At 57.1% G+C, this 22,512-nt stretch carries 19 protein-coding genes; 15 read left to right on the forward strand and 4 right to left on the reverse strand.

The window, feature by feature from the left end:
* The first annotated feature begins 5 nt into the window (after positions 1–5).
* The 8 genes from N7220_RS05140 (at position 6) to rpmG (ending at position 8,618) form a co-directional block, all read left to right on the forward strand.
* Positions 6–1,463, forward strand: coding sequence for a c-type cytochrome (locus tag N7220_RS05140; protein WP_283150392.1), 1,458 nt, complete (start codon positions 6–8; stop codon positions 1,461–1,463).
* 149 nt (positions 1,464–1,612) lie between these two features.
* Positions 1,613–2,860, forward strand: a complete 1,248-nt coding sequence (locus N7220_RS05145; protein WP_283150393.1) for a M48 family metallopeptidase — start codon at positions 1,613–1,615, stop codon at positions 2,858–2,860.
* Positions 2,861–2,962: 102 nt separating this feature from the next.
* Positions 2,963–3,841 carry a ribosome small subunit-dependent GTPase A gene (gene rsgA / locus N7220_RS05150; protein WP_283151404.1) on the forward strand — a complete coding sequence of 293 codons (879 nt, stop codon included), beginning with the start codon at positions 2,963–2,965 and terminating at the stop codon, positions 3,839–3,841.
* 156 nt (positions 3,842–3,997) lie between these two features.
* Complete coding sequence (locus N7220_RS05155; RefSeq protein ID WP_283150394.1) at positions 3,998–4,744, forward strand: RNA polymerase sigma factor FliA; 747 nt, start codon at positions 3,998–4,000, stop codon at positions 4,742–4,744.
* A gap of 50 nt (positions 4,745–4,794) precedes the next feature.
* Complete coding sequence (locus N7220_RS05160; RefSeq protein WP_283150395.1) at positions 4,795–5,532, forward strand: flagellar motor protein; 738 nt, start codon at positions 4,795–4,797, stop codon at positions 5,530–5,532.
* Positions 5,533–5,704: 172 nt separating this feature from the next.
* Complete coding sequence (locus N7220_RS05165) at positions 5,705–8,065, forward strand: DNA translocase FtsK (protein WP_283150396.1); 2,361 nt, start codon at positions 5,705–5,707, stop codon at positions 8,063–8,065.
* A gap of 145 nt (positions 8,066–8,210) precedes the next feature.
* Positions 8,211–8,444, forward strand: coding sequence for a 50S ribosomal protein L28 (rpmB, locus tag N7220_RS05170; protein WP_070530970.1), 234 nt, complete (start codon positions 8,211–8,213; stop codon positions 8,442–8,444).
* Between the two features lie 18 nt (positions 8,445–8,462).
* Complete coding sequence (gene rpmG / locus N7220_RS05175) at positions 8,463–8,618, forward strand: 50S ribosomal protein L33 (RefSeq protein ID WP_283150397.1); 156 nt, start codon at positions 8,463–8,465, stop codon at positions 8,616–8,618.
* Positions 8,619–8,763: 145 nt separating this feature from the next.
* On the opposite strand, the gene N7220_RS05180 is transcribed toward rpmG, so the two are convergent.
* Positions 8,764–9,651: a LysR family transcriptional regulator gene (locus N7220_RS05180; protein ID WP_283150398.1), complete on the reverse strand. Its 888-nt coding sequence runs from the start codon at positions 9,649–9,651 to the stop codon at positions 8,764–8,766.
* Positions 9,652–9,918: 267 nt separating this feature from the next.
* Here N7220_RS05180 and N7220_RS05185 point away from each other — a divergent pair, with 267 nt between their 5' ends.
* The 4 genes from N7220_RS05185 (at position 9,919) to N7220_RS05200 (ending at position 14,583) form a co-directional block, all read left to right on the forward strand.
* Positions 9,919–10,230 (forward strand): DUF485 domain-containing protein, encoded by a 312-nt coding sequence (locus N7220_RS05185; protein ID WP_283150399.1) that lies wholly within the window; start codon positions 9,919–9,921, stop codon positions 10,228–10,230.
* On the forward strand, positions 10,227–11,912 hold the full coding sequence (locus tag N7220_RS05190; RefSeq protein WP_283150400.1) for a cation acetate symporter: 1,686 nt from the start codon (positions 10,227–10,229) through the stop codon (positions 11,910–11,912). Before N7220_RS05185 ends, N7220_RS05190 begins: the two co-directional genes overlap by 4 nt.
* 242 nt (positions 11,913–12,154) lie before the next feature.
* On the forward strand, positions 12,155–13,963 hold the full coding sequence (locus N7220_RS05195) for a putative nucleotidyltransferase substrate binding domain-containing protein (protein WP_283150401.1): 1,809 nt from the start codon (positions 12,155–12,157) through the stop codon (positions 13,961–13,963).
* Entirely contained in the window at positions 13,960–14,583 is a 624-nt protein-coding gene (locus tag N7220_RS05200; RefSeq protein ID WP_283150402.1) for a 3'-5' exonuclease, read from the forward strand. The genes N7220_RS05195 and N7220_RS05200 overlap by 4 nt, the downstream gene beginning before the upstream one ends.
* A gap of 54 nt (positions 14,584–14,637) precedes the next feature.
* Here N7220_RS05200 and N7220_RS05205 read toward each other — a convergent pair whose 3' ends face one another.
* A complete protein-coding gene (locus tag N7220_RS05205) occupies positions 14,638–15,297 on the reverse strand; it encodes an MIP family channel protein (protein WP_283150403.1) in 660 nt (219 codons plus the stop codon).
* 276 nt (positions 15,298–15,573) lie between these two features.
* On the opposite strand from N7220_RS05205, the gene acs reads away from it, so the two are divergent.
* Positions 15,574–17,544 (forward strand): acetate--CoA ligase, encoded by a 1,971-nt coding sequence (gene acs / locus N7220_RS05210; RefSeq protein ID WP_283150404.1) that lies wholly within the window; start codon positions 15,574–15,576, stop codon positions 17,542–17,544.
* Between the two features lie 53 nt (positions 17,545–17,597).
* Here the strand turns inward: acs and N7220_RS05215 are convergent, their stop codons facing one another.
* Positions 17,598–17,825 (reverse strand): hypothetical protein, encoded by a 228-nt coding sequence (locus N7220_RS05215; protein WP_283150405.1) that lies wholly within the window; start codon positions 17,823–17,825, stop codon positions 17,598–17,600.
* Between the two features lie 995 nt (positions 17,826–18,820).
* Here N7220_RS05215 and uvrB point away from each other — a divergent pair.
* Both uvrB and N7220_RS05225 read left to right on the forward strand, forming a co-directional pair.
* Positions 18,821–20,839: an excinuclease ABC subunit UvrB gene (gene uvrB / locus N7220_RS05220; protein WP_283150406.1), complete on the forward strand. Its 2,019-nt coding sequence runs from the start codon at positions 18,821–18,823 to the stop codon at positions 20,837–20,839.
* A 16-nt stretch (positions 20,840–20,855) separates the two neighbouring features.
* Positions 20,856–21,578, forward strand: a complete 723-nt coding sequence (locus tag N7220_RS05225) for a pseudouridine synthase (protein WP_283150407.1) — start codon at positions 20,856–20,858, stop codon at positions 21,576–21,578.
* A 294-nt stretch (positions 21,579–21,872) separates the two neighbouring features.
* On the opposite strand, the gene efp is transcribed toward N7220_RS05225, so the two are convergent.
* Positions 21,873–22,436 carry an elongation factor P gene (gene efp / locus N7220_RS05230; protein WP_283150408.1) on the reverse strand — a complete coding sequence of 188 codons (564 nt, stop codon included), beginning with the start codon at positions 22,434–22,436 and terminating at the stop codon, positions 21,873–21,875.
* Between the last annotated feature and the right edge of the window lie 76 nt (positions 22,437–22,512).

Consider the following 22,512-nt stretch of genomic DNA (forward strand, 5'->3'; position numbering starts at 1 on the left):
ACACCATGTTGATCTGTGCTGTTTTTCCCGCCTGGCGTGCAGTTGGCCTGGCTGTTTTGCTGGCGACGTCTTCCCTGGCACTGGCCGACGCCTTGCCCAGCCCGGAACAAATAAAACACGGCGAGTATCTGGCGCGTGCCGCCGACTGCATCGCCTGCCATTCCGTGCCCCACAGCAATAAACCGTTTGCCGGTGGCTATGGCATTGCTTCACCGCTGGGCACGATCTACTCATCCAATATCACGCCATCCGTTAATGGCGGGATTGGCGATTACACACTGGCCGACTTTGATAACGCGCTGCGCAAAGGCATACGCAAAGACGGTGCGCATCTGTACCCGGCCATGCCGTATACCTCTTATGCCAAGATGACGTCTGACGATGTCGCCGCGCTGTATGCCTATCTGATGCATGGTGTAGCGCCGGTCGATGGCGCTGCCCGCAAAACCAGATTGCCGTTCCCGTTCAATATCCGCTTGTCGATGGCGATGTGGAACGGGTTGTTTCTGGACCCGAAACCGCTGGAAACCGACTCCGCCAAAAGCGCGGAATGGAATCGTGGGCGCTATCTGGTAGACGCACTGGAACATTGCAGCGCCTGTCATACCCCGCGCAATGTGTTCATGGCGGAGAAACAAGGCGCAGCATTTGCTGGCGGCCAGCTGGGCGCATGGTACGCGCCGAACATTACGTCGGATGCCGCCAGTGGCATTGGTGGCTGGAGTGATGCCGAGCTCATGCAGTATCTGAAATCCGGCCATGTGCCGCGTAAAGCAGCGGCAGCCGGGCCAATGGCAGAGGCGGTATCAAATAGCCTGAGTTATTTGACCGATACCGACCTGCAAGCCATTGCCACTTACCTGAAGACCATCAATCCGGTTCGCGACGGCAACGATATCAAACCGGCCTTTGCCTGGGGCTCGCCGGCCAATGATGATGCGACATTACGTGGCACTTCGGGCGTGACTCAAAGCAGCAAGCCCACCAGTGCAGCTGAACTGTTCAGCGCCAATTGCGCCAGTTGCCACCAAACCACCGGCAGCGGCACTAGCGACGGCGCTTATCCTTCACTCAGTAACAACACCACGCTGGGCCATGCCAATGCCAGCAATCTGATCGCCGCCATCTTGTACGGCGTTGACCGGCCATTGCCTGATGGTCGCCACGCGTTCATGCCTGGCTTTGGCCCCAACAGCCTGGTTAACCCGCTCTCTGATACCGATATCGCTGCGCTGGCCAACTACACCTTACGCCAGTTTGGCAACGCAGCGGTGCAAGTCACCGCAGGAGACGTCACCACCGCGCGAAAAGGCGGTGAGCCACCACTACTGGCCAAGGTGCCCAAAATCTTGCCCATAGTACTGGTGGTGATTGCGCTGCTGCTTGTGCTGGCCATCTGGCGTGGCATGCGTCGACGCAGGCTGCGGGTGATTCGCGCCACCCCGGCGCCGCACGCGAGTTAAATTGCAATGGCGCTGGGGTATACCAGCACTGCAGCCCGCGTGGCCGGGCCGCAGTGCTGCCGGGCGGGTCGCAAAATGTGGCATACTCAAACAACATGTTTGCCCGGCAAACGCTTCCCACTCATGCATTCCAGCCACGCCAGAATCGAATGACAGCTTCCCAGTTTTCCGCCTTGTTTGTATTTGCCCTGGCCGCCAGCGTCTTGCTGCAATTGTGGCTCGCCGCGCGCCAGATCAATCATGTCCGCCGCAACCGTAGCGCCGTGCCCGAAGCCTTCGCCGGTAGCATCACTTTAACTTCGCACCAGCGTGCCGCCGATTACACGGTGGAGAAAACCCGCTTTGGCATGATCAGTACCGTGTTCGAAGCGATCGTGCTGGCCGCCTTCACCCTCGGTGGCGGTATCGAGTGGTTGATGCACATTGCGCAAGGCTGGTTTGGCAATGGACTGGCCGCCGGCGTATGCATGATCGCCATGCTCGCAGTTATCCAGACCGTGCTGAGTTTGCCGTTTTCCTGGCACAGCACTTTCGGTATCGAAGCACGTTACGGCTTTAACCAGAGCACGCCCGCCGTGTTCTGGGGCGATTTGCTCAAAACCGCCGGGATCGCCGCAGCGCTGGGTTTGCCGCTGGTGACGCTGGTGCTGTGGCTGATGCAACAAATGGGCGCGCATTGGTGGGTCTGGGTCTGGCTGACCTGGATGGGTTTCTCGCTGTTTGTAATGTGGGTGTTCCCGACCTGGATTGCGCCGCTGTTCAACAAGTTTGAACCGCTACCGGATGAAAGCCTGCGTTTGCGTATCGAAGCATTGTTGAATCGTTGTGGCTTTGTCGCCAGCGGCATTTTCATGATGGATGGCTCCAAGCGCTCCAGCCATGGCAACGCTTATTTCACCGGCCTGGGTAAAACCAAACGCATCGTGTTCTTTGACACGCTGCTCAAACAACTGGATGGCGACGAGATCGAAGCCGTGCTGGCCCATGAACTGGGACACTTCAAGCGTCGTCATATCGTCAAGCGCATCATCTGGACCTTTGTGCTGATGCTGGGCCTGTTGTGGGTGCTCGGCCAACTGATGCAGGAAGCGTGGTTTTACAACGGTCTGGGCGTACAAACCCAAAGCACCGCCGCCGCGCTGACGCTGTTTTTCATGGTGCTACCGGTGTTTACCTTTCTGTTTGCGCCGATTGGCTCGTGGTTGTCGCGCAAGCATGAGTTCGAGGCCGATGAATATGCCGCGCAGCAATCTTCTGCCCGCGATCTGATCAACGCCCTGGTCAAGCTCTACCGTGACAACGCTTCAACGCTGACGCCCGATCCACTGCATAGCGTGTATTACGACAGCCATCCGCCCGCCAGTTTGCGCGTGGCGGCACTCAAGCGCCTGGCCTGAAACCGGACGGCCCGCCGCTTGTTTTAAACCGATATTTTGTGTGATGCAGGAAGCAATGACCTTTACGCCCGACTTTAGCCGTACTTTGTGTCTGACCTCACGATGAGCGATAGCGCCCGCATCATTGCCAGCCATGGCCGCGCCTACATCATCGAGTTACCCGATGGCCGCCGCCTGAGCGCTAGCGCCCGTGGCAAGAAAACCGACTTTGCCTGCGGCGACAATGTTGCCATCAAGGTGCTCAATGACGAACAGGCGGTGATTGAGAAAGCTCTGGAACGCAAAACGCTGTTGTATCGCTCGGATCAATGGCGCTCCAAGCTGATCGCCGCCAACGTTACGCAAATTGCCATCGTGGTGGCGCCGGTTCCCAGTTATCTGGATGAACTGATTGGCCGCACGCTGCTAGCCGCCGAATCGCAAGATATCGAACCATTGATTGTGCTGAACAAGTGCGACCTGCCTGAGGCCGTGAAAGCCCGCGAAGCACTGCGCTATTACGAAACGCTGGGTTATCCGCTGCTGGCCTTGTCGGCCAAAGAAGATGTCTCGCCGCTGCGAGCCAAGTTGCAAGGGCACACCTCCGTGCTGGTCGGGCAATCGGGCATGGGCAAGTCGACCTTGCTCAACGCGCTGATCCCGGAAGCCCGTGCGCGGGTGAACGATATTTCCACCGCACTGGATACCGGCAAGCACACCACCACGCACGCCACCCTCTACCATCTTGATGAGCAATCGGCGCTCATTGACTCACCCGGCGTGCAGTCGTTCGGGCTGGCGCATCTCAAAGAAGAGACACTGCCCAATCTGATGCCGGATTTACGCCCGTACGTTGGGCAATGCCGCTTCCACAACTGCCGGCATCGCCACGAGCCCGATTGCGCCATACTCAATGCAGCCAAAAGTGGCGCAATTGCCCAATCCCGCATGGACTTGCTCCACCGCCTGCAAGACGAACTGGCCCAGGTCAGCACCTGGTAATTGTGCGCCTGGCGCGTCCGCAAAGTTGCTCAACACAGGGGATTGATATGACAATCAAGTATGCTGAGCACGTTACACCTGTCATCCTTGATCGTGCGCGCTGCGCGATGCAGTGATTTTGATATATTGATATAGCCGTAACCTGCAAGCTTCGACATGCCCGCACAACGTGCCTTACATCTTTATCGCCAGACCCAGCACGCCGGTGACGACGAGCGGGTAACTCGTCATGCGCCGCTGGTGAAGCGCATCGCCTACCATCTGGTATCGCGCCTGCCCGCCAGCGTGGATGTTGAAGACCTGATCCAGGTGGGTTTGATCGGACTGATGGAAGCGGCCCGCAATTTTGATCCGGCCGCCGGGGTGCAGTTTGAAACCTTCGCCTCGCAGCGCATACGCGGTGCCATGATTGACGAGTTGCGCAACGCCGACTGGGCCTCACGCCAGACCCGCCGCAACATGCGCGAGATCGAAACCGCATTGAGCGCACTGGAACACAAGCTCGGCCGCGCACCCTCCGAGGGCGAAGTGGCCAAATCCATGGCGCTGCCACTGGACGAATACCAGCACATGCTGGCCGAAGCCCGTGGTCATCAGTTGGTGTACTACGAAGACTTTGAAGACGAAGACGATCACAGCAGTTATCTGGATCAGTTTACGGCTGACCATAAAGCCAACCCGTTTACCCAGATTGCCGACGCCGGGTTTCGCCAGACCTTGGTCGACGGCATCGGCAAATTGCCAGAACGTGAGCAATTGGTGATGGCGCTGTACTACGATGAAGAACTGAACCTGAAAGAAATCGGCGCAGTGCTTGGTGTTACCGAATCGCGTGTCTCACAATTGCATAGTCAGGCCGTTGCCCGATTGCGCGTGCACCTCAAAGACTGGTTACATCGCTGACACGCGGATATCGCCCACAATAATTTCAATGACAAAAACCCACTCAGCGCATGGATAAAATCAGTGTTATCGGCCTTATTCTCGGTGTGGTCGCCATTACGCTGGGCCAATGGCTGGAAGGCGGCCACATTGGCTCGCTGCTCCAGTTCACCGCATTCCTGATCGTGATCGGCGGTACCGCCGGTGCGGTCATGCTGCAAAGCCGGGTATCCGACTTTGTCGCCGGCATGAAAATGGTGAAATGGGTGTTTGTGCCGCCGGTGCATGACTTTCGCCGCATCCTGAACACGCTCACCACCTGGAGCCAGCAAGCACGCCGTACCGGTTTGCTGGGGCTGGAACCCTACGTGCAAAGCGAGAAAGATCCATTCGTGAAACGCGGCGTGCAAATGCTCGTGGACGGCGCCGAACCCGAAACCATCCGCCGCTCGCTGGAACTCGATATTGATGTGTGGGAATTACACGCCCGTAGTGCGGCCAAAATCTGGGAAGCCGCTGGCGGCTACGCACCTACCATCGGTATTCTGGGCGCCGTACTGGGGTTGATCCATGTGATGGAAAACCTTTCCGATCCGTCCCGACTGGGCGCCGGGATCGCCGTGGCGTTTGTCGCGACCATTTATGGTGTCGGCTCAGCCAACCTGATCTTCTTGCCTATCGCCAATAAACTCAAACTGCATATCGGCACCGAAGTTCGCCGCCGCGAAATGCTCACCGAAGGCCTGGTGACCATCGCCAGTGGCGAAAACCCGCGCATGCTGGAAAACAAACTCGCTGCTTATTTGTGAGCCACGCGGGTGACATGAAACACACCAACACCGCCCTTTGTAGTGCGGGCGCGACAACCTCTTTGCGCCGAGCCCGTTACTTCACCACATTCATCGCGTTTTACCTGGCCCGTTCGCGTTTGCCGCAGCGCTTGCCGCTATAATCGCGCTGTCGTTTCCAAGACTCAGGACCATGGCTTTCTTTCGCAAGAAAAACGTTCCCAACGCTTCCTCCCGTTCCGCGCTGCCGCCGCAACTGGCCAACCTGCTGCGCGAATCGTGGTGGTTGCTGCTGGTGGCTGCCGTGCTCTATCTGGTATTGGCGCTCTCCACCTGGCATCCGCAAGATCCGGGCTGGTCGCACAGCGCCACCCGTGCCGATGTTCACAACCGCGCTGGTTCATTTGGCGCCTGGTTATCCGACATCCTGCTTTCGGTATTCGGCTTTTCCGCATGGTGGTGGGTGGCTTTTCTGTTTGCCGCCATCTGGTGGGGTTATCGACGTCTCGATAGCGTGAGCGAGTCTTCCCGTCCGGTGGTTTTGCTGGCCTGTATCGGCTTTCTGGCGGTGATTTTGTCCAGCTGCAGCATGGAAGCGCTGCGCCTGCACTCGATTCATTTCAACTTGCCGCTCTCCCCCGGTGGTGTATTGGGCCTGGCATTGGGCGGCTGGCTGTTCCACACACTGGGCTTTACCGGCGCAACGGTCTTGTTGTTTGCGATGTGGGCGGTGGGCGTTTCTCTCTTCACCGGCTTGTCGTGGCTGGATTTGATGGAGCGCGTTGGCGGCGCCATTGAATGGGTCGGCTTCAAGCTGGTCGATACCTGGCACGCCACGCAGGATCGGCGGATCGGTCGTCAAGCGTCGGTGGCACGTGAAGAACGCGTGAGCGTCGAGAAAAAGAAGAAAGACGAATCGCCGCCGCTGGTCATCTCTTCTCCGGTCATGGAAATCCCTGTCGCCAAGGCGGTGGTCAAAGCCGCTGAGAAACAAGCCGCGCAAGAACAAAAGAAAGCCGTCCAACCGACTTTGTTCGAGTTTGACGATATCCCTCGCGTGCCCGGCGAGGCTGCCCTGCCCGCGCTAAGCTTGCTGACACCGCCGGTGGCTTCGCAAGAAACCATCAGCCATGAAACACTCGAATTCACCAGTCGCCTGATTGAACGCAAGCTGGCTGACTTCAATGTGGAAGTCAAAGTCATCGCCGCTTATCCCGGCCCCGTAATTACGCGTTACGAGATTGACCCGGCAGTGGGCGTGAAGGGTTCGCAAATTGTGAACCTGATGAAAGACCTTTCACGGGCACTGGGCCTGGTCTCGATTCGCGTGGTCGAGACGATTCCTGGCAAGACCTGCATGGGTCTGGAATTGCCGAACCCGACTCGGCAGATGATTCGCTTGTCCGAAATACTCTCTTCGGAAGCCTTCCACGGCACCAGTTCCAGACTGACCATGGCACTCGGCAAAGACATCACCGGCAAGCCGGTGGTGACCGATCTGGCCAAGGCGCCGCACATGCTGGTGGCCGGGACAACCGGCTCGGGCAAGTCGGTGGGCGTGAACGCGATGATCCTGTCGTTGCTGTACAAGGCCACGCCGGACGAAGTGCGCTTCATCATGGTTGACCCGAAGATGCTGGAATTGTCGGTTTATGACGGCATTCCGCACTTGCTGGCCCCGGTGGTGACCGACATGAAGCTGGCCGCCAACGCGCTGAACTGGTGTGTGGCGGAGATGGAAAAGCGCTACCGGCTGATGAGCGCCATGGGTGTGCGTAACCTCGCCGGTTTCAACCAGAAAGTGAAAGAAGCTGAAAAGGCGGGCAAGCCACTCACCAATCCGTTCAGCCTGACCCCGGACAACCCGGAGCCGCTGGAACATCTGCCGTTCGTGGTGGTGGTGGTGGACGAGTTTGCTGATTTGATGATGACCGCGGGCAAGAAGATTGAAGAATTGATCGCCCGCCTGGCACAGAAAGCGCGGGCGGCGGGCATCCATCTGATCCTGGCTACGCAGCGCCCGAGCGTGGATGTGATTACCGGCCTGATCAAGGCCAACATCCCGACCCGGCTGGCGTTCCAGGTATCGTCCAAGATCGACAGTCGCACGATTCTGGACCAGATGGGGGCGGAAGCTTTGCTCGGCCAGGGCGACATGCTGTTCCTGCCGCCGGGCACCGGTTACCCGCAACGCATTCATGGTGCGTTTGTGGCCGATGATGAAGTCCATCGCGTGGTCGAGTATCTGAAGACCACCGGCGAGCCGGATTATGTCGAAGCGATTCTCAACGGCGGCTTTGATGCCGAAGCCGCAGCCAGCGGTGCCGGTGGGGCGTGGGCAGAAGCTGGCGGCGAAGAAACCGACCCGCTGTATGACGAAGCGGTGTCGTTCGTACTCAAGAGCCGACGGGCATCAATCTCGTCCGTGCAGCGCCAGCTGCGCATCGGTTACAACCGTGCGGCGCGGTTGATTGAGCAGATGGAAGGCGCCGGGCTGGTTTCGCCGATGGAAACCAACGGCAACCGTACGGTTTTAGCGCCACCGAGCGAATAAAGCCAGCCGAAACAGTATTGAGATGGGCGCCATTTTGCAGTGTGAGGATGTCGCCCCTTTACCGCGACTCGCTGATTTGGCTTGAACAAAATCACTGAGTCATGTTATAAATCGTGTTTTTTCCAGAAGTCAGGGAATCCTAACCATGGCACGTGTATGTAAAGTCACCGGCAAGCGCCCGATGACAGGGAACAATGTTTCCCACGCCAACAACAAAACAAAGCGTCGTTTCCTCCCGAATCTGCAATCTCGCCGTTTCTGGGTTGAGAGCGAAAACCGTTGGGTGCGCCTGCGCGTATCCAATGCTGCCCTGCGTACCATCGACAAGAACGGCATTGACGTTGTTCTGGCCGACCTGCGCGCCCGCGGCGAACTGTAACCAGGTAGATAGACGATCATGCGTGAAAAAATCAAGCTCGAATCCAGCGCCGGTACCGGTCACTTCTACACGACCACCAAGAACAAGCGCACCACTCCGGAAAAAATCGAACTGAAAAAGTACGATCCGGTTGTCCGCAAGCATGTGATTTACAAGGAAATCAAGCTGAAGTAATTCAGCTAGTCGTTGGAATACCAACGGCAAAAGGATTCCCTGGTCCCGTGCCGGAAATAAAAAACCCGCTCATTGCAGCGGGTTTTTTATTTGTCATTTCTATCTGGCATTCATTTGTCAGTTCAGCAGCTCACTCATCTCACCATCATTCCGGCGTCCAGATTTCGCGCAACGAATCCAGCAGCAAGCCGATCGTTGGATCACTTTGCCGTTCCGCCGAATACAGAAACTGTAATGGGGCCGAGATGGCAATCTCGCCACCGCGCCACAACACAATAGAACCATCGGCCGCAAAGCGTCGCGCCGTACGTTCTGCCAGCAACGATACCCCCAATCCTGCTTTTACCAGTTCGACCAGCGTGCCTTCGTCGTCAAACTCCCCCACCCGTTTGGGCGCGATGTTATGCGTGCGCCAGAGCTCCTGGGTGATGCCGGAAAGACTCATGAACTGTGACAAACCCAGCCACGGCAATTTGCCCAGAGTCTTCCAGTCTGCTTCGGCATGGGTGTCAGCCATGGCCGGGGGTAACGCCACGCAAAAACCCAGTTCGGCCAGTTGTACTGTGTTGACGTTCTGATAGGGATTGCGGCCAAAGTAGAAGCCGCCATCAAGCAGCTTTTTGCGCACATCGTTAAGAATCACTCCGGATATCCCGTGCGTGGTCTGCACCGTCATCAAGGGACAGCGCTGACGCAACAACGCCAGCCACGGCCCGATGCGCAAACGCGCCGCCACGCCCACCGTACCAATCCGCACCTTGCCCTTGGGTTCGGCCGACATGGCTTTGGCACGGTAGAGCATGTCCTGCGATACGGCGAGAATGTGCTCTGCGTCTGGCAAAAACGCCTTGCCAGCCTCAGTCAATTGCACACCGCCAGGGTAACGCTCGAACAGCGCCATGCCCAATTGTTCTTCCAGTGCCTTGATCTGCGCGGTCACTGCGGGCTGGGAAAGATGCAGCAACTCGGCAGCCTGTGTCAGGTGGCCTTGCTGCGCAACTGCAACAAAAGTACGCAATTGATAAATTTCCATATGCCCGATTATTGCGCAGAACGTTCATACGGTGTTGCAAAGCAGTGCGTTGTGTAGCTCAAATCCAGCAACTACGCCATTCTCAGTAAGTTTCGTGCAACGCAACATAAACGTTTTTGATTCTGAGCATCAGAATTTGCAATTAGCTTCTACCCCCTCGTCCTCATACAGTGGCCGTGGACCCCGAGAGTGTTGGTATTTTTCACTTGGGAGAGTGAGCCGACACGGCACGCCCGGGGCATACCGCACAGACGAGAGGAGAGAAAGATGGATGACCAAGTGATTCAGCGAATCCAGGACAGTCCGAAATTCCACGAACTTGTACAGAAAAAAACCAGCCTGAGCTGGATGCTCACCTTGATCATTCTGGTGGCCTACTTCGGGCTGATTCTGATGATTGCTTTTGAGCCTGCCGTACTGGGCACCCCTGTTGCCGCTGGCAGCGTCATTACCCTGGGCATTCCACTCGGTCTGGCCTTGATTGTTCTGGCATTTGTCTTGACCGGCATTTATGTGCGCCGTGCCAATACCGAATTTGACCAACTCAATCAACAACTTGTCGAGGATGCCCGCAAATGACCAACCGACTTGTAAACCGTATCGGGCTGGCCACGCTGGGTGTTTGCGCCAGCCTGCCCGCCTGGGCGGCCGGTGCGCTCGAAGGCCCGGTTACTCAGCGTTCCATTAATTGGCACGCCATCATCATGTTTTTCATTTTTGTGGCGTTTACCCTGGGCATTACGTTCTGGGCAGCACGCCGCACTCGCTCGGCCAAAGATTTTTACGCGGCCGGCGGCGGCATTACCGGCTTGCAAAATGGTCTGGCAATTGCCGGCGACTATATGTCCGCGGCGTCGTTCCTCGGCATTTCGGCCATGGTGTTTACCAAAGGTTATGACGGCCTGATCTATTCGCTGGGCTTTCTGGTGGGTTGGCCACTGATCACCTTCATGGTGGCAGAGCGCCTGCGTAATCTGGGCAAATATACCTTTGCCGATGTAGCTTCGTACCGGTTGCAACAAACACCGATCCGCACCTTTGCCGCAATTGGCACGCTGGTTGTGGTCACGCTGTACCTGATCGCCCAGATGGTGGGTGCCGGTCAGCTTATCCAGTTGCTGTTTGGCCTGCCTTATACCTACGCCGTGCTGATCGTGGGCGTGCTGATGGTGCTGTATGTCACCTTCGGCGGCATGCTGGCCACGACCTGGGTACAGATCATCAAAGCGGTGCTGCTGCTCTGTGGCGCTACTTTCATGGCCTTTATGGTGATGTCCGCAGCCGGTTTCAGTTTTGAAACCCTGTTCAACACGGCCATTAAAGCCCATCCAAAAGGTCTGGCGATCATGTCACCGGGCACGATGTCGCCAATTGACACGATTTCGCTGGGTGTTGGCCTGATGTTCGGTACCGCTGGTCTGCCCCACATCCTGATGCGTTTCTTCACGGTGAAAGATGCCAAAGAAGCTCGCAAATCGGTGTTCTACGCGACAGGTTTCATCGGCTACTTCTACATCCTGACCTTCATCATCGGCTTTGGCGCGATCATGCTGGTGCTGGGCAAGCCTGAGTACACCACCACTGTCATGGAAAAAGGCAAGGCGGTCACTCAGTTGATTGGCGGCACCAATATGGCGGCCATTCACCTGGCCAATGCCGTTGGCGGTGACTTCTTCCTCGGCTTTATCTCGGCAGTCGCATTTGCCACGATTCTGGCCGTGGTGTCTGGTTTGACCCTGTCTGGTGCGTCGGCGGTTTCGCATGACTTGTACGCCAACGTGTTTGCTCGCGGTCATACCGACGAAGCCAAAGAAATCCGCGTATCCAAGTACGCCACACTGGCTCTGGGTGTCGTTGCCATTCTGTTGGGGATCGCCTTCCAGAAAACCAACGTTGCATTCATGGTGGGCCTGGCCTTCTCGGTAGCGGCTTCGGCCAACTTCCCGGTGTTGTTCATGTCGATGTTCTGGCGCGGTCTGTCGACCCGTGGCGCGGTAGCCGGTGGTTCTGCCGGGCTGTTGTGCGCGGTCTTGATGATTGTCACCGGCCCGACCGTATGGGTGAAGATTCTGGGCAACGCAGCACCTATCTTCCCGTACGACAACCCGTCGATCTTCTCGATGCCGCTGGCTTTCCTGGTGATCTATCTGGTTTCGAAGATGGATACCAGCGCTTCGGCCAAGCGCGAACATGACGCCTTCCCGGCCCAGTTTGTGCGCTCAATGACCGGCGTGGGTGCAGAAGGCGCAGCAAAGCATTAAGCCGTTAGCGTAACAAAGGCAACAAGCATCACAGGATGGAAGGACTGCAAACGGAACCTCGACAAGAAGGTACGACACTGCAAATAACTAAAAGAAACGAAAAACGCCCCGCATCGTCGGGGCGTTTTTCATATCGACCGCTGCGCTCACTCAAACCTGCTTGCCGGAACATCAGCAGCCAGCAATAGCCGCAGCACTACAATCACAGAGTGACCTACCCGACACACATCTGGATCTGACCCATGGTTGCCTTGATCAATCTGGACCACCCGCCATTCGATCTGCTCAGCCCGCTTGAGCGTGAGCGGTTGCAAAACCAGGCCGATATCGAGTTTTTCCCTGCAGGCAGCAAGGTGATGGCGCGCAACAGCACCGTCGATAGCCTGTTTGTGGTCATCAAAGGCTTGATCCATGAATACGCTGCTGACGAGCTACGCGACACGCTGGCCGCCAACGCAGTCTTTGATGCGCGCGCAGTGGCAACAGGTATCGCCAGCGCCCGCTTTGAAGCCCAGGAAGACAGCATCGTCGGACGCTTGCCACGCGCTGCCATCCTCGCCCTCACGCAAAGCGCTCCACTGTTCGGTGCATTTTTCTACCACGATATCGCCCGGCGCATGGCAACGCTGGCACAGCGCCCGCTGCAGCAACAAGCGCAGTCGTTGATGCTGGCGCGTGTGCATCAGGCCTGCGTATCTGCGCCGGTCTGGCAAGACGCCAACGCGACGGTGCTCGATGCAGCCAAGGCGATGCAGACGCATCATGCGACGTCAGTGCTGGTGCGCGCAGGTGAACGCATAGGCATTTTTACCCAGAGCGATTTACGCAACTTTGTAATCGGTGGCTTGCAGGCATCCGCCGAGGCCTTAAGCCACCACGCACAATACCGGCTGCATACGGTGGATGAAGATGACTTCCTGTTTCAGGCCATGCTGACCATGACCCGGCACGAGGTACAACGGGTGATCGTCACCCGGCATGGTGAAGTAACAGGCGTGCTGGAACAGGTGGAGTTGTTGTCTTATCTCTCCAACCATTCGCATATTGTGTCGGCGCGGATTGAGCGCGCACAAAGTGTCGAAGAACTGCAGCAAGCTGCCAGCAGCATGGACAAGCTGGTGGAGTTGCTGCATGGCAATGGCAGCAAGGTGAGGTTGATTGCTGAACTGGTCAGCGCTTTACATCTGAAGTTGCTGGCGCGGCTGTATCGGTTACTGGCGCCGCCGGAAGTACTGGCCCACACCTGCCTGGTGGTGCTGGGTTCTGAAGGACGTGGCGAGCAGATTCTGAAAACCGATCAAGATAACGCCTTGTTGATCGAAGACGGCTACGACCACCCGGCTTTGCCCGAACTGGCAAATCAGTTCAATGAGCAACTCAACCGCCTGGGTTATCCGCTCTGCCCCGGCGAAATCATGGTACGCAACCCACGCTGGCGGTTGAGCACGACGGCATTCCAGCAACAGATTGGCCAATGGATTGATGCTGCCGACGGCGCGGCGGTCATGAATCTGGCCATTCTTGCCGACGCGCAAGCCGTCTGCGGCAATACCGGGCTACTGGAACAGACGCAAGCGTATCTGCAACGCAATCTGAATACACAACCCGCATTCCTGGCGCGCTTTGCCTTGGCGGTTGAGCAATTTGATCCACCGGGCGGCATGCTCGGTCGGTTACTCAATGCGGGCACTGCCACGGCCGCGCTGGATCTAAAAAAAGCCGGCATCTTTCCCATCGTCCACGGCTTGCGCAGCCTGGCGCTAGAGGCCGGCTTGAGCGAGCAGAACTCCTACGCCCGATTGCAGGCACTACAGCAGACCAACAAACTGGAGCCACAACTGGCCGCAGACCTGCAAGAAACGCTGACTTTTTTGCAAGGCCTGCATTTGCAGCATGGCTTGCAGCAAGTCAGTCTGGGCCAGTCGCCCGATTACCTCATCAGACCCGATCTGCTGGGCACCTTGCAGCGCGAACTCCTCAAGGATGCGCTCAGTGTGGTGAAGCGCTTTCGCCAGTTGCTGCGCCATCATTTTCATCTGGACTCGCTATGACCGGCGCACTGGGCCGCTGGCGAGAGGCCAGGCGCGTGGCGCGTTTGCGTAAACAATTGCGTGATCCGGCATGGCAGTGGCTACTGGACCCGCCACCTGCCGATGAATATGTGAGTCTGGACTGCGAGACGACCAGCCTGGACCGCAAACACGCCGAGTTGCTATCGATTGCTGCGGTCAAAATATCCGGCCAGCGCATTGAGACATCCAGCCATTTGCAGCTGTTGGTGCGCCCACAAGGCGAAATCAGCCACGCGGGAATTCCGATCCATCAGTTGCGTGCTCAGGATGTCGCGCAAGGGCTAACGCCGCAGGCCGCGCTGGAGCAATTACTGCAGTTCATCGGCAGCCGCCCCATCGTTGGTTATTATCTTGAGTTCGATTTGGCCATCCTCAACCGCTATGTGCGACCGTGGCTGGGAATCAATTTACCCAACCCGGTCATTGAGGTTTCCGGTCTGTATTACGACCGCAAGGTGACGGCGTGGCAGCCAGAAGTTGATTTGTCCTTGCCAGCCATCTGCAACGATCTGCAGTTACCGCAATTACCGCGCCACGATCCATTCTGTGATGCGGTTATCGCTGCACTGATTTTTCTCAAATTGCAGCGGCGACCATAAAACAAAAGCGGCCCCGCAAGGCCGCTTTTATCAGATACGCGATCACCCGCAATCTCAGTCGGTTTCCAGCAACAGCCGATGCGCCAGGCCAGCCACCAGACCACCAGCTAACGGCACCACAATAAACAACCACAGTTGTTGCAGCGCCTGGCCGCCCGCGAACAATGCCGGGCCCAGACTACGCGCCGGGTTAACCGAAGTACCCGTGATGGGAATGCCGACCAGGTGAATTGCGGTCAGAGTCAGGCCAATGGCCAGACCGGCCATCATGCTGTTTCCAGAACGCGAGGTCACGCCCAGAATCATCAGTACAAAGATAAACGTGGCGACAAACTCGAACACCAGTGCAGCCTGCATGGTTCCCGGCGCAAACATGTTCTGGCCAAACTGGCCTGCGTGTTGGCCCATGCCGGTGGCGATCAGATAAATGACCGCAGTGCCACCCAGCGCGCCCAGGCATTGGGCCACCATGTAACCCACTGCTGTTCCGGGGTTCATCCGCCCGGACACCAGCACACCCAAGGTCACCGCCGGGTTTACGTGCGCGCCGGACAAATGACCAAAACCATAAGCCACCGTCACAATCGCCAGACCAAAAGCCAGCGAGATACCGGTGTAGGTAATGTGATCACCTGCAAACACCGCCGAGCCGCAACCAAACAACACCAGAATGAGTGTGCCAAGAAACTCAGCACGATAGGCTTTCGCAGACACTAGACACCCCCAATGGGAAAATATCGAAGAGGCCGCAATCTAACGTTTGCCCCCTGTCCCCGCCAATCAGAATTAGCTGGAACTGTCTGGCGCGGTTTCTGATGCGGCGTAAAAGTCACCAGACACGATTACCGTTATAGCCACATTATTTGGTGCTGCAGCGCAATATCAGCGTAACTGATTCAGCGCATCAAAAAACACGATTGGATCGCCCCTGCCGGGCCGGATAGAGTCCTCCTACAGCAAATTACTTACCTCTGCGGCTAAGGAGCCTTTATGAGCACCATTGATTCCGTTCTCCAGGAAAACCGCCTGTTTCCGCCATCAGAAGACTTTCGCATCAAGGCCAATGTCTCTGGCATGGAGGGCTACAACGCCCTGTGCGACAAGGCCAATAACGATTACGAAGGTTTCTGGGCAGAACTTGCTCGCGACCTCGTCACCTGGAAGAAACCGTTCAACAAGGTGCTCAATGAAACCAACGCCCCATTCTTCAAATGGTTTGAAGATGGTGAACTGAATATTTCGTACAACTGCCTGGATCGTCATCTGGATGCACGCGGCGATAAAGCCGCCATCATTTTCGAAGCCGATGACGGCAGCTCAACACAGGTCAGCTATCGCCAGTTGCATGCCCAGGTCTGCCAGTTCGCCAACGCACTCAAAGCGCTGGATGTGAAGAAAGGCGACCGCGTCGTCATTTACATGCCGCATAGCGTAGAAGCCATTGTGGCCATGCAGGCTTGTGCACGGATCGGTGCGATCCATTCGGTGGTGTTTGGCGGCTTCTCTGCCGGAGCCCTGCGTGACCGCATTCAAGATGCGGTCGCCACGCTGGTCATTACCGCCAACGAAGGCGTACGCGGCGGCAAACCGGTGCCGCTGAAGGCCGTGGTTGATGAAGCGCTGACGCTGGAAGGCAGCGAGTCGATCAAGAACGTGGTGGTTTACCGCCGCGCCGATCACGACAACGTGCCATTCAAGGCCGGTCGTGATCTGTGGTGGCATGAGCTCACCGCCAGCCAACCCGCACAGTGCGAACCGGAATGGATGAACGCCGAAGACCCGCTGTTCATTCTGTATACGTCCGGCTCGACCGGGAAACCCAAAGGCATTCAGCACACCATTGGTGGCTATCTGCTGGGTACGATCGTGACCATGAAGTGGGTATTCGACTACCGCGAAGGTGACGTGTTCTGGTGTACCGCCGATGTGGGCTGGATTACCGGCCACAGCTACGTGTGCTACGGCCCGCTGGGTATTGGCGCGACGCAAGTGGTGTTTGAAGGCGTACCGACTTATCCGAACGCTGGCCGCTTCTGGCAGATGATCGAAAAGCACAAGGTCACCACGTTCTACACCGCACCAACCGCGATCCGCTCTCTGATTAAACTGGGTGCCGATCTGCCTAAACAGTACGATCTATCCAGCCTGCGCCTGCTGGGGACCGTGGGTGAGCCGATCAACCCGGAAGCGTGGATCTGGTATCACGAAGTCGTTGGCGGTGGTCGCTGCCCGATTGTAGATACCTGGTGGCAAACCGAAACCGGCTCCAATATGGTGGCGCCGCTGCCGGGTGCCGTTGCGACCAAGCCAGGTTCTTGCACCCTGCCACTGCCAGGCATCATGGCCGATATCGTGGATGAAGCCGGCGCGCCGGTTGATCCGGGCAAAGGTGGGTCGCTGGTCATCAAACGGCCATGGCCTTCAATGGTTCGTACCATCTGGAACGATGCCGAGCGTTTCAAGAAAACGTATTTCCCGGAGGAGTTCAACGGCAAGCTGTATCTGGCCGGTGATTCCGCCCACTTTGATGAGAACGGCTACATCTGGATCATGGGTCGCATCGACGACGTGCTGAACGTTTCTGGTCACCGCTTGGGTACGATGGAAATCGAATCCGCCTTGGTCGCCAACCCGCTGGTCGCCGAAGCCGCCGTGGTCGGCAGACCGCACGAAATCAAAGGCGAAGCAGTCGTGGCTTTTGTGGTGCTCAAGCAAGATCGCCCGGAAGGCGAGGAAGCCAAGCGCATCGCCAAAGAACTGCGCGAATGGGTCGCCCACGAAATCGGCAAGATCGCCCAGCCGGATGAAATCCGCTTCGGCGAAAATCTGCCCAAGACTCGTTCCGGCAAAATCATGCGCCGCCTGTTGCGCGTGATCGCCAAGGGCGAAGAAGTGACCCAGGACGTCTCCACCCTGGAGAATCCGGCGATTCTGGAACAGTTGCGGCAGAGTGTGATTTGATCCAGCTGCAATAAGCGGCAAGCGTCATAAAACCCCACCTTGGACGTGGGGTTTTATGTTTTGGTGGGTTTGGGTTTGGGTTTGGGTTTGGGTTTGGGTTTGGGTTTGGGTTTGGGTTTGGGTTTGGGTTTGGGTTTGGGTTTGGGTTTGGGTTTGGGTTTGGGTTTGGGTTTGGGTTTGGGTTTGGGTTTGGGTTTGGGTTTGGGTTTGGGTTTGGGTTTGGGTTTGGGTTTGGGTTTGGGTTTGGGTTTGGGTTTGGGTTTGGGTTTGGGTTTAACCACTTGAGTGCCTTCGGCACGATATTTTGATACCCGGTGGTGACCGGGAACACGTGACTTTTTCTTGCCCCGCCAAGAAAAAGTCACCAAAAAGAAGGCGACCCCGAACCGGCGTCCAGCCTGCGGCTGGATACCCGCGCTTTCACATGATTACCCCGGCGGGTCGACGAACTAGCCCGCAAGCGGGCGTCGGACAGGCGTCACCCGAAACCCCGGGTCAATCATGCTTCGCTTGGCGCCTGACAGGGGAGGAAAAGCACTTCGTCTGTTGGCCAGAGATTGTGGTGAGAAATAGCGGTTCTACCTCCCATACCCCTGCCCTCAACCAATTAGTCGTTCCCGCACAGGCGGTAATCTAGTGGCTGCATTGACCATGGCAACTGGATTCCCGCCTGCGTGCGAATGACGATGTAATTGGTGTGCATGGGGTATCTACTATTGCTGTTGCAACTGACTCTGGCACTCCACACAGCAAACCACGCCGAGCGAGAGCCGGAGACCTTAGGCTCCGGCCGACCGAGGGAACGCAGGATGCGCGCAAAAACACCAGGCCAACAGACGGTTCGTTTACCCGCTGCAACTTGCATCCAATGCACGTAACCGCATTGTGGGGGTACCCCCAAGGGGCGCGGCTTTTGAATTTGGGCCCCGTCGGACGCCTGCGTCCCGGTCGCCTTTTGCTATCCCGCTCTGCGGGACTTTTGGTTTCATTTCTTTGGCGACGCAAAGAAAAGTAACGTGTCCCCGGTCACCCCCGGGTATCAAACGCCTTTACAACCCGTGCCGAAGGCACCAACAACAAGCTCTTGAAGCACGCACAACCACCACCCAGCGGGTTGCGCCCGCTTCGCACATCCACACTCTTTTTAAAGCGCCACCAGACCATATCTAACTCAGATACCGACCCCACATAGAACGTTCGTTTCATTTGCCGCCAACCGCGAGTAGAATAGTACGATTGCCGTCGACCCACGCCCGCCCTGCGCAAAGGAGTGCCCGTGTTCGTTGAGTTTCCGAATTCCCCGTACAAACTATTTCAGCCCTTCCCGCCTGCTGGTGACCAGCCGGTGGCGATCGGGCAACTGGTTGAGGGCCTGGACGACGGGCTGCAGTTTCAGACCTTGCTGGGCGTCACCGGCTCTGGCAAAACTTATACGATGGCCAATGTCATTGCCCGCACCGGGCGGCCTGCCATTGTGATGGCGCCGAACAAAACCCTGGCGGCGCAGTTGTATTCCGAGTTCCGTGAGTTCTTTCCGGAAAACGCGGTCGAGTACTTTGTTTCGTACTACGACTACTACCAGCCGGAAGCGTACGTTCCGTCCAAAGACTTGTTTATCGAGAAAGACTCTTCGATCAACGAGCACATTGAACAGATGCGGCTGTCGGCCACCAAGGCCATGCTGGAGCGGCGCGACTGCATTATTGTCGCCACCGTATCGGCCATTTACGGTATCGGTGATCCATCCGATTACCACCAGATGATTCTGCATCTGCGTGAAGGTGAAACCCGCCCGCAGAGCGAGATCATCAAACGCCTGACCGTGATGCAGTACGACCGCAACGAGATGGAATTCAGTCGCGGGCATTTTCGGGTTCGCGGTGACGTGATCGATATCTTCCCGGCGGAAAACGCCGAACTGGCGGTGCGCATCAGTTTGTTTGATGACGAAGTGGAAACCATCCACTTGTTCGACCCGCTCACCGGCCATATCAAACAGCGCATGGGCATCTTTACCGTGTTCCCGGCCAGCCACTACGTGACGCCGCGCGCAACCGTGCTGCGCGCCGTGGACACCATCAAGATCGAACTGCATGACCGGCTTGAGTTCTATCACAAAGAAAACAAGCTGGTAGAAGCGCAGCGGCTGGAACAACGTACGCGCTTTGATCTGGAAATGCTCAATGAGATGGGCTTTTGCAAAGGGATCGAAAACTACTCGCGCCATTTCTCCGGCAAGAAAGCCGGTGAAGCGCCGCCAACGTTGATCGACTACCTGCCCAAAGACAGCCTGATGTTTATGGACGAGTCGCACGTGCTGATCGGTCAGGTTGGCGCCATGTACAAAGGCGACCGGGCGCGCAAAGAGAACCTGGTCGATTACGGTTTCCGGCTACCGTCGGCCATGGATAACCGTCCGCTCAAGTTTGAAGAGTTTGAAGGGATGATGCCGCAAACGGTGTTTGTGTCAGCCACGCCGGCTGAATACGAGCGCACGCATCAGGGCCAGGTCGTCGAACAAGTCGTGCGACCAACCGGGCTGGTCGATCCGCAAATAGAGATCCGGCCAGTGGGCACGCAGGTCGACGATTTGTTGTCGGAGATCGGCAAGCGCACTGCGCTGGGCGAGCGGGTGCTGGTCACTACGCTGACCAAACGCATGTCCGAGCAACTGACTGAGTACCTGAGCGAACACGGGGTCAAAGTGCGTTATCTGCACTCGGACATCGACACGGTGGAGCGCGTCGAGATCATCCGCGACCTGCGCCTGGGTGTATTTGATGTGCTGATCGGCATTAACTTGCTGCGTGAGGGCTTGGATATTCCAGAAGTCTCACTGGTGGCGATTCTGGATGCCGACAAAGAAGGCTTCCTGCGTAGTGAGCGCTCGCTGATCCAGACCATAGGGCGGGCGGCGCGGAATCTGAACGGCAAGGCGATCTTGTATGCCGACGTAATCACCCGCTCCATGAAAAGCGCTATCGACGAAACCGAGCGCCGCCGCAACAAGCAGATCGCATTCAATAAAGAGAACGGCATCGTGCCGCGCTCGGTCACCAAACGCATCAAAGACATCATCGACGGTATGTACAACGCTGAAGACGCCGCCGCCGAGCGCATCGAGAACAAGCGCCAGCGCCTGGTCGAAGCGATGGATGAGAAAGAATTGTCACGCGAACTCAAGCGTCTGGAAAAAGACATGATGGCCGCAGCCAAAAACCTGGAGTTCGAAAAAGCGGCGCAACTGCGCGATCAGTTGAAGACCCTGCGCGAACGCGCTTTCGGGCACAACTGAGCGAAGCCGCCGCAGCATGCTAGAGATCATTTACCAGGACGAATACCTGGTGGCCATCCACAAACCGGCGGGACTGCTAGTGCATCGCTCCATGCTGGACCGGCACGAGACCCGCTTTGCCGTGCAGTTGCTACGCGATCAGTTGGGGCGGCGGGTTTATCCGGCGCATCGACTGGATAAGGGAACATCTGGCTTGTTGCTGTTTGGTTTGACGCCAGAAATCGGCCGGGCATTATCGATGAGCTTTGAAGCACAGCTGGTCGACAAGCGTTACCACGCCATCGTGCGCGGCTGGCCAGACGAGCAAGGCACCATCGACCACGCGCTGGCCAGGCAACTGGATGAATCCGAAATTACCAAGGGCGCGCCACAAGGCCCGATCCAGCCTGCGATTACGCGGTTCAAACGATTGGCCGCCACCGAACAGCCGTGGTCGGTTGATCGATATCCGCAAACGCGGTACGCCTTGATGGAACTGGAACCCGTCACTGGCCGTCGTCATCAGTTGCGCCGCCACATGAAGCACATCAGCCATCCGATCATTGGCGACGCCACCTACGGCAAAGGCCAGCACAACCGCAAGTTTGCCGAAGAGCTTGGCGTGAACCGTCTGTTTCTGGCCTGCAGCGCTATGTGTTTGCCACATCCAGTAAGTCGGGAGGTGCTGGATTTGCGCTGCGCGCTGGCGGAAGAGTTTGCTCGCGTTATTCAGGCGTTGGGATGGGAAGTACCGGCGTAGGATGGATTCGGAACTCGTAGCCCGGATCGAGCCCGCAGGGCGGGAATCCGGGATGCGGCATCGGCAAATATCACTGCCGGTTGCTTGTTGATATGTGGCAACCCCGGATTCTCGCTGCCCCACTGCAACTGTCATATGTAATTCTCCAAGAGCTTTGTGGGGGTACCCCGAGGGGCATGCTTCATCCGGGCTATGAGTTTTGCTGGTCGGGTCGCGCAATAATCCCGGCCATAAATGCCGCCCAAACAAAAACCCGCCAGCGGCGGGTTTTTGTTTGCTACACCAACGAAGCAATCAAGCGCGGCGCTTGAATTCGTAAGTGCGGGTATCGATTTCGATTTTGTCACCGATTTCGATGAATGCAGCCACTTGAATCTCGGTAGCAGCACCCTTGATCTTGGCAGGCTTCATCACCTTGCCGGAAGTATCGCCACGCACTGCTGGCTCGGTGTATTCCACTTCGCGCACGATGGTGGTCGGCAGTTCTACGGAGATGGCTTTGCCGTCGTAGAAAGTGACTTCACACTTGTCTTCCATGCCGTCAACGATGTAACCGACAGCGTCGCCCACGTTTTCAGCTTCGACTTCGTACTGGTTGTACTCAGTGTCCATGAACACGTACATCGGGTCAGCGAAGTACGAGTAGGTGCATTCTTTCTTGTCCAGGGTCACGACGTCGAACTTGTCGTCGGCCTTGTACACTGCTTCGGACGGGGAGTCGTTCAGCAGGTTCTTCATTTTCATTTTAACAACGGCAGAGTTACGGCCAGACTTGTTGTATTCGGTTTTCTGGACAACGAGCGGCTGGCCGTCGACCATGATTACGTTACCCGAACGGACTTCCTGTGCGGTCTTCATTGCTGATGATTCCTGATTGCTTGAACTGGGATAGGGGTGTTTGCAGGCTGCCCCGAACAATCTTCCAGCAATCACT

It is taken from the genome of Silvimonas soli (assembly GCF_030035605.1).
GTDB classification, from domain to species: Bacteria; Pseudomonadota; Gammaproteobacteria; order Burkholderiales; family Chitinibacteraceae; genus Silvimonas; species Silvimonas soli.

What these genes read in the sequence shown, in the direction of transcription:
- N7220_RS05140 (WP_283150392.1), top strand. Translation starts at nt 6, where the DNA reads ATGTTGATCTGTGCTGTTTTTCCCGCCTGGCGTGCAGTTGGCCTGGCT.
- N7220_RS05180 (WP_283150398.1), bottom strand. Translation starts at nt 9,651, where the DNA reads ATGGAAATTTATCAATTGCGTACTTTTGTTGCAGTTGCGCAGCAAGGC.
- rpmG (WP_283150397.1), top strand. Translation starts at nt 8,463, where the DNA reads ATGCGTGAAAAAATCAAGCTCGAATCCAGCGCCGGTACCGGTCACTTC.
- N7220_RS05165 (WP_283150396.1), top strand. Translation starts at nt 5,705, where the DNA reads ATGGCTTTCTTTCGCAAGAAAAACGTTCCCAACGCTTCCTCCCGTTCC.
- N7220_RS05225 (WP_283150407.1), top strand. Translation starts at nt 20,856, where the DNA reads ATGCTAGAGATCATTTACCAGGACGAATACCTGGTGGCCATCCACAAA.
- N7220_RS05195 (WP_283150401.1), top strand. Translation starts at nt 12,155, where the DNA reads ATGGTTGCCTTGATCAATCTGGACCACCCGCCATTCGATCTGCTCAGC.
- N7220_RS05145 (WP_283150393.1), top strand. Translation starts at nt 1,613, where the DNA reads ATGACAGCTTCCCAGTTTTCCGCCTTGTTTGTATTTGCCCTGGCCGCC.
- rpmB (WP_070530970.1), top strand. Translation starts at nt 8,211, where the DNA reads ATGGCACGTGTATGTAAAGTCACCGGCAAGCGCCCGATGACAGGGAAC.
- acs (WP_283150404.1), top strand. Translation starts at nt 15,574, where the DNA reads ATGAGCACCATTGATTCCGTTCTCCAGGAAAACCGCCTGTTTCCGCCA.
- N7220_RS05155 (WP_283150394.1), top strand. Translation starts at nt 3,998, where the DNA reads ATGCCCGCACAACGTGCCTTACATCTTTATCGCCAGACCCAGCACGCC.
- N7220_RS05185 (WP_283150399.1), top strand. Translation starts at nt 9,919, where the DNA reads ATGGATGACCAAGTGATTCAGCGAATCCAGGACAGTCCGAAATTCCAC.
- N7220_RS05200 (WP_283150402.1), top strand. Translation starts at nt 13,960, where the DNA reads ATGACCGGCGCACTGGGCCGCTGGCGAGAGGCCAGGCGCGTGGCGCGT.
- efp (WP_283150408.1), bottom strand. Translation starts at nt 22,436, where the DNA reads ATGAAGACCGCACAGGAAGTCCGTTCGGGTAACGTAATCATGGTCGAC.
- N7220_RS05160 (WP_283150395.1), top strand. Translation starts at nt 4,795, where the DNA reads ATGGATAAAATCAGTGTTATCGGCCTTATTCTCGGTGTGGTCGCCATT.
- N7220_RS05190 (WP_283150400.1), top strand. Translation starts at nt 10,227, where the DNA reads ATGACCAACCGACTTGTAAACCGTATCGGGCTGGCCACGCTGGGTGTT.
- rsgA (WP_283151404.1), top strand. Translation starts at nt 2,963, where the DNA reads ATGAGCGATAGCGCCCGCATCATTGCCAGCCATGGCCGCGCCTACATC.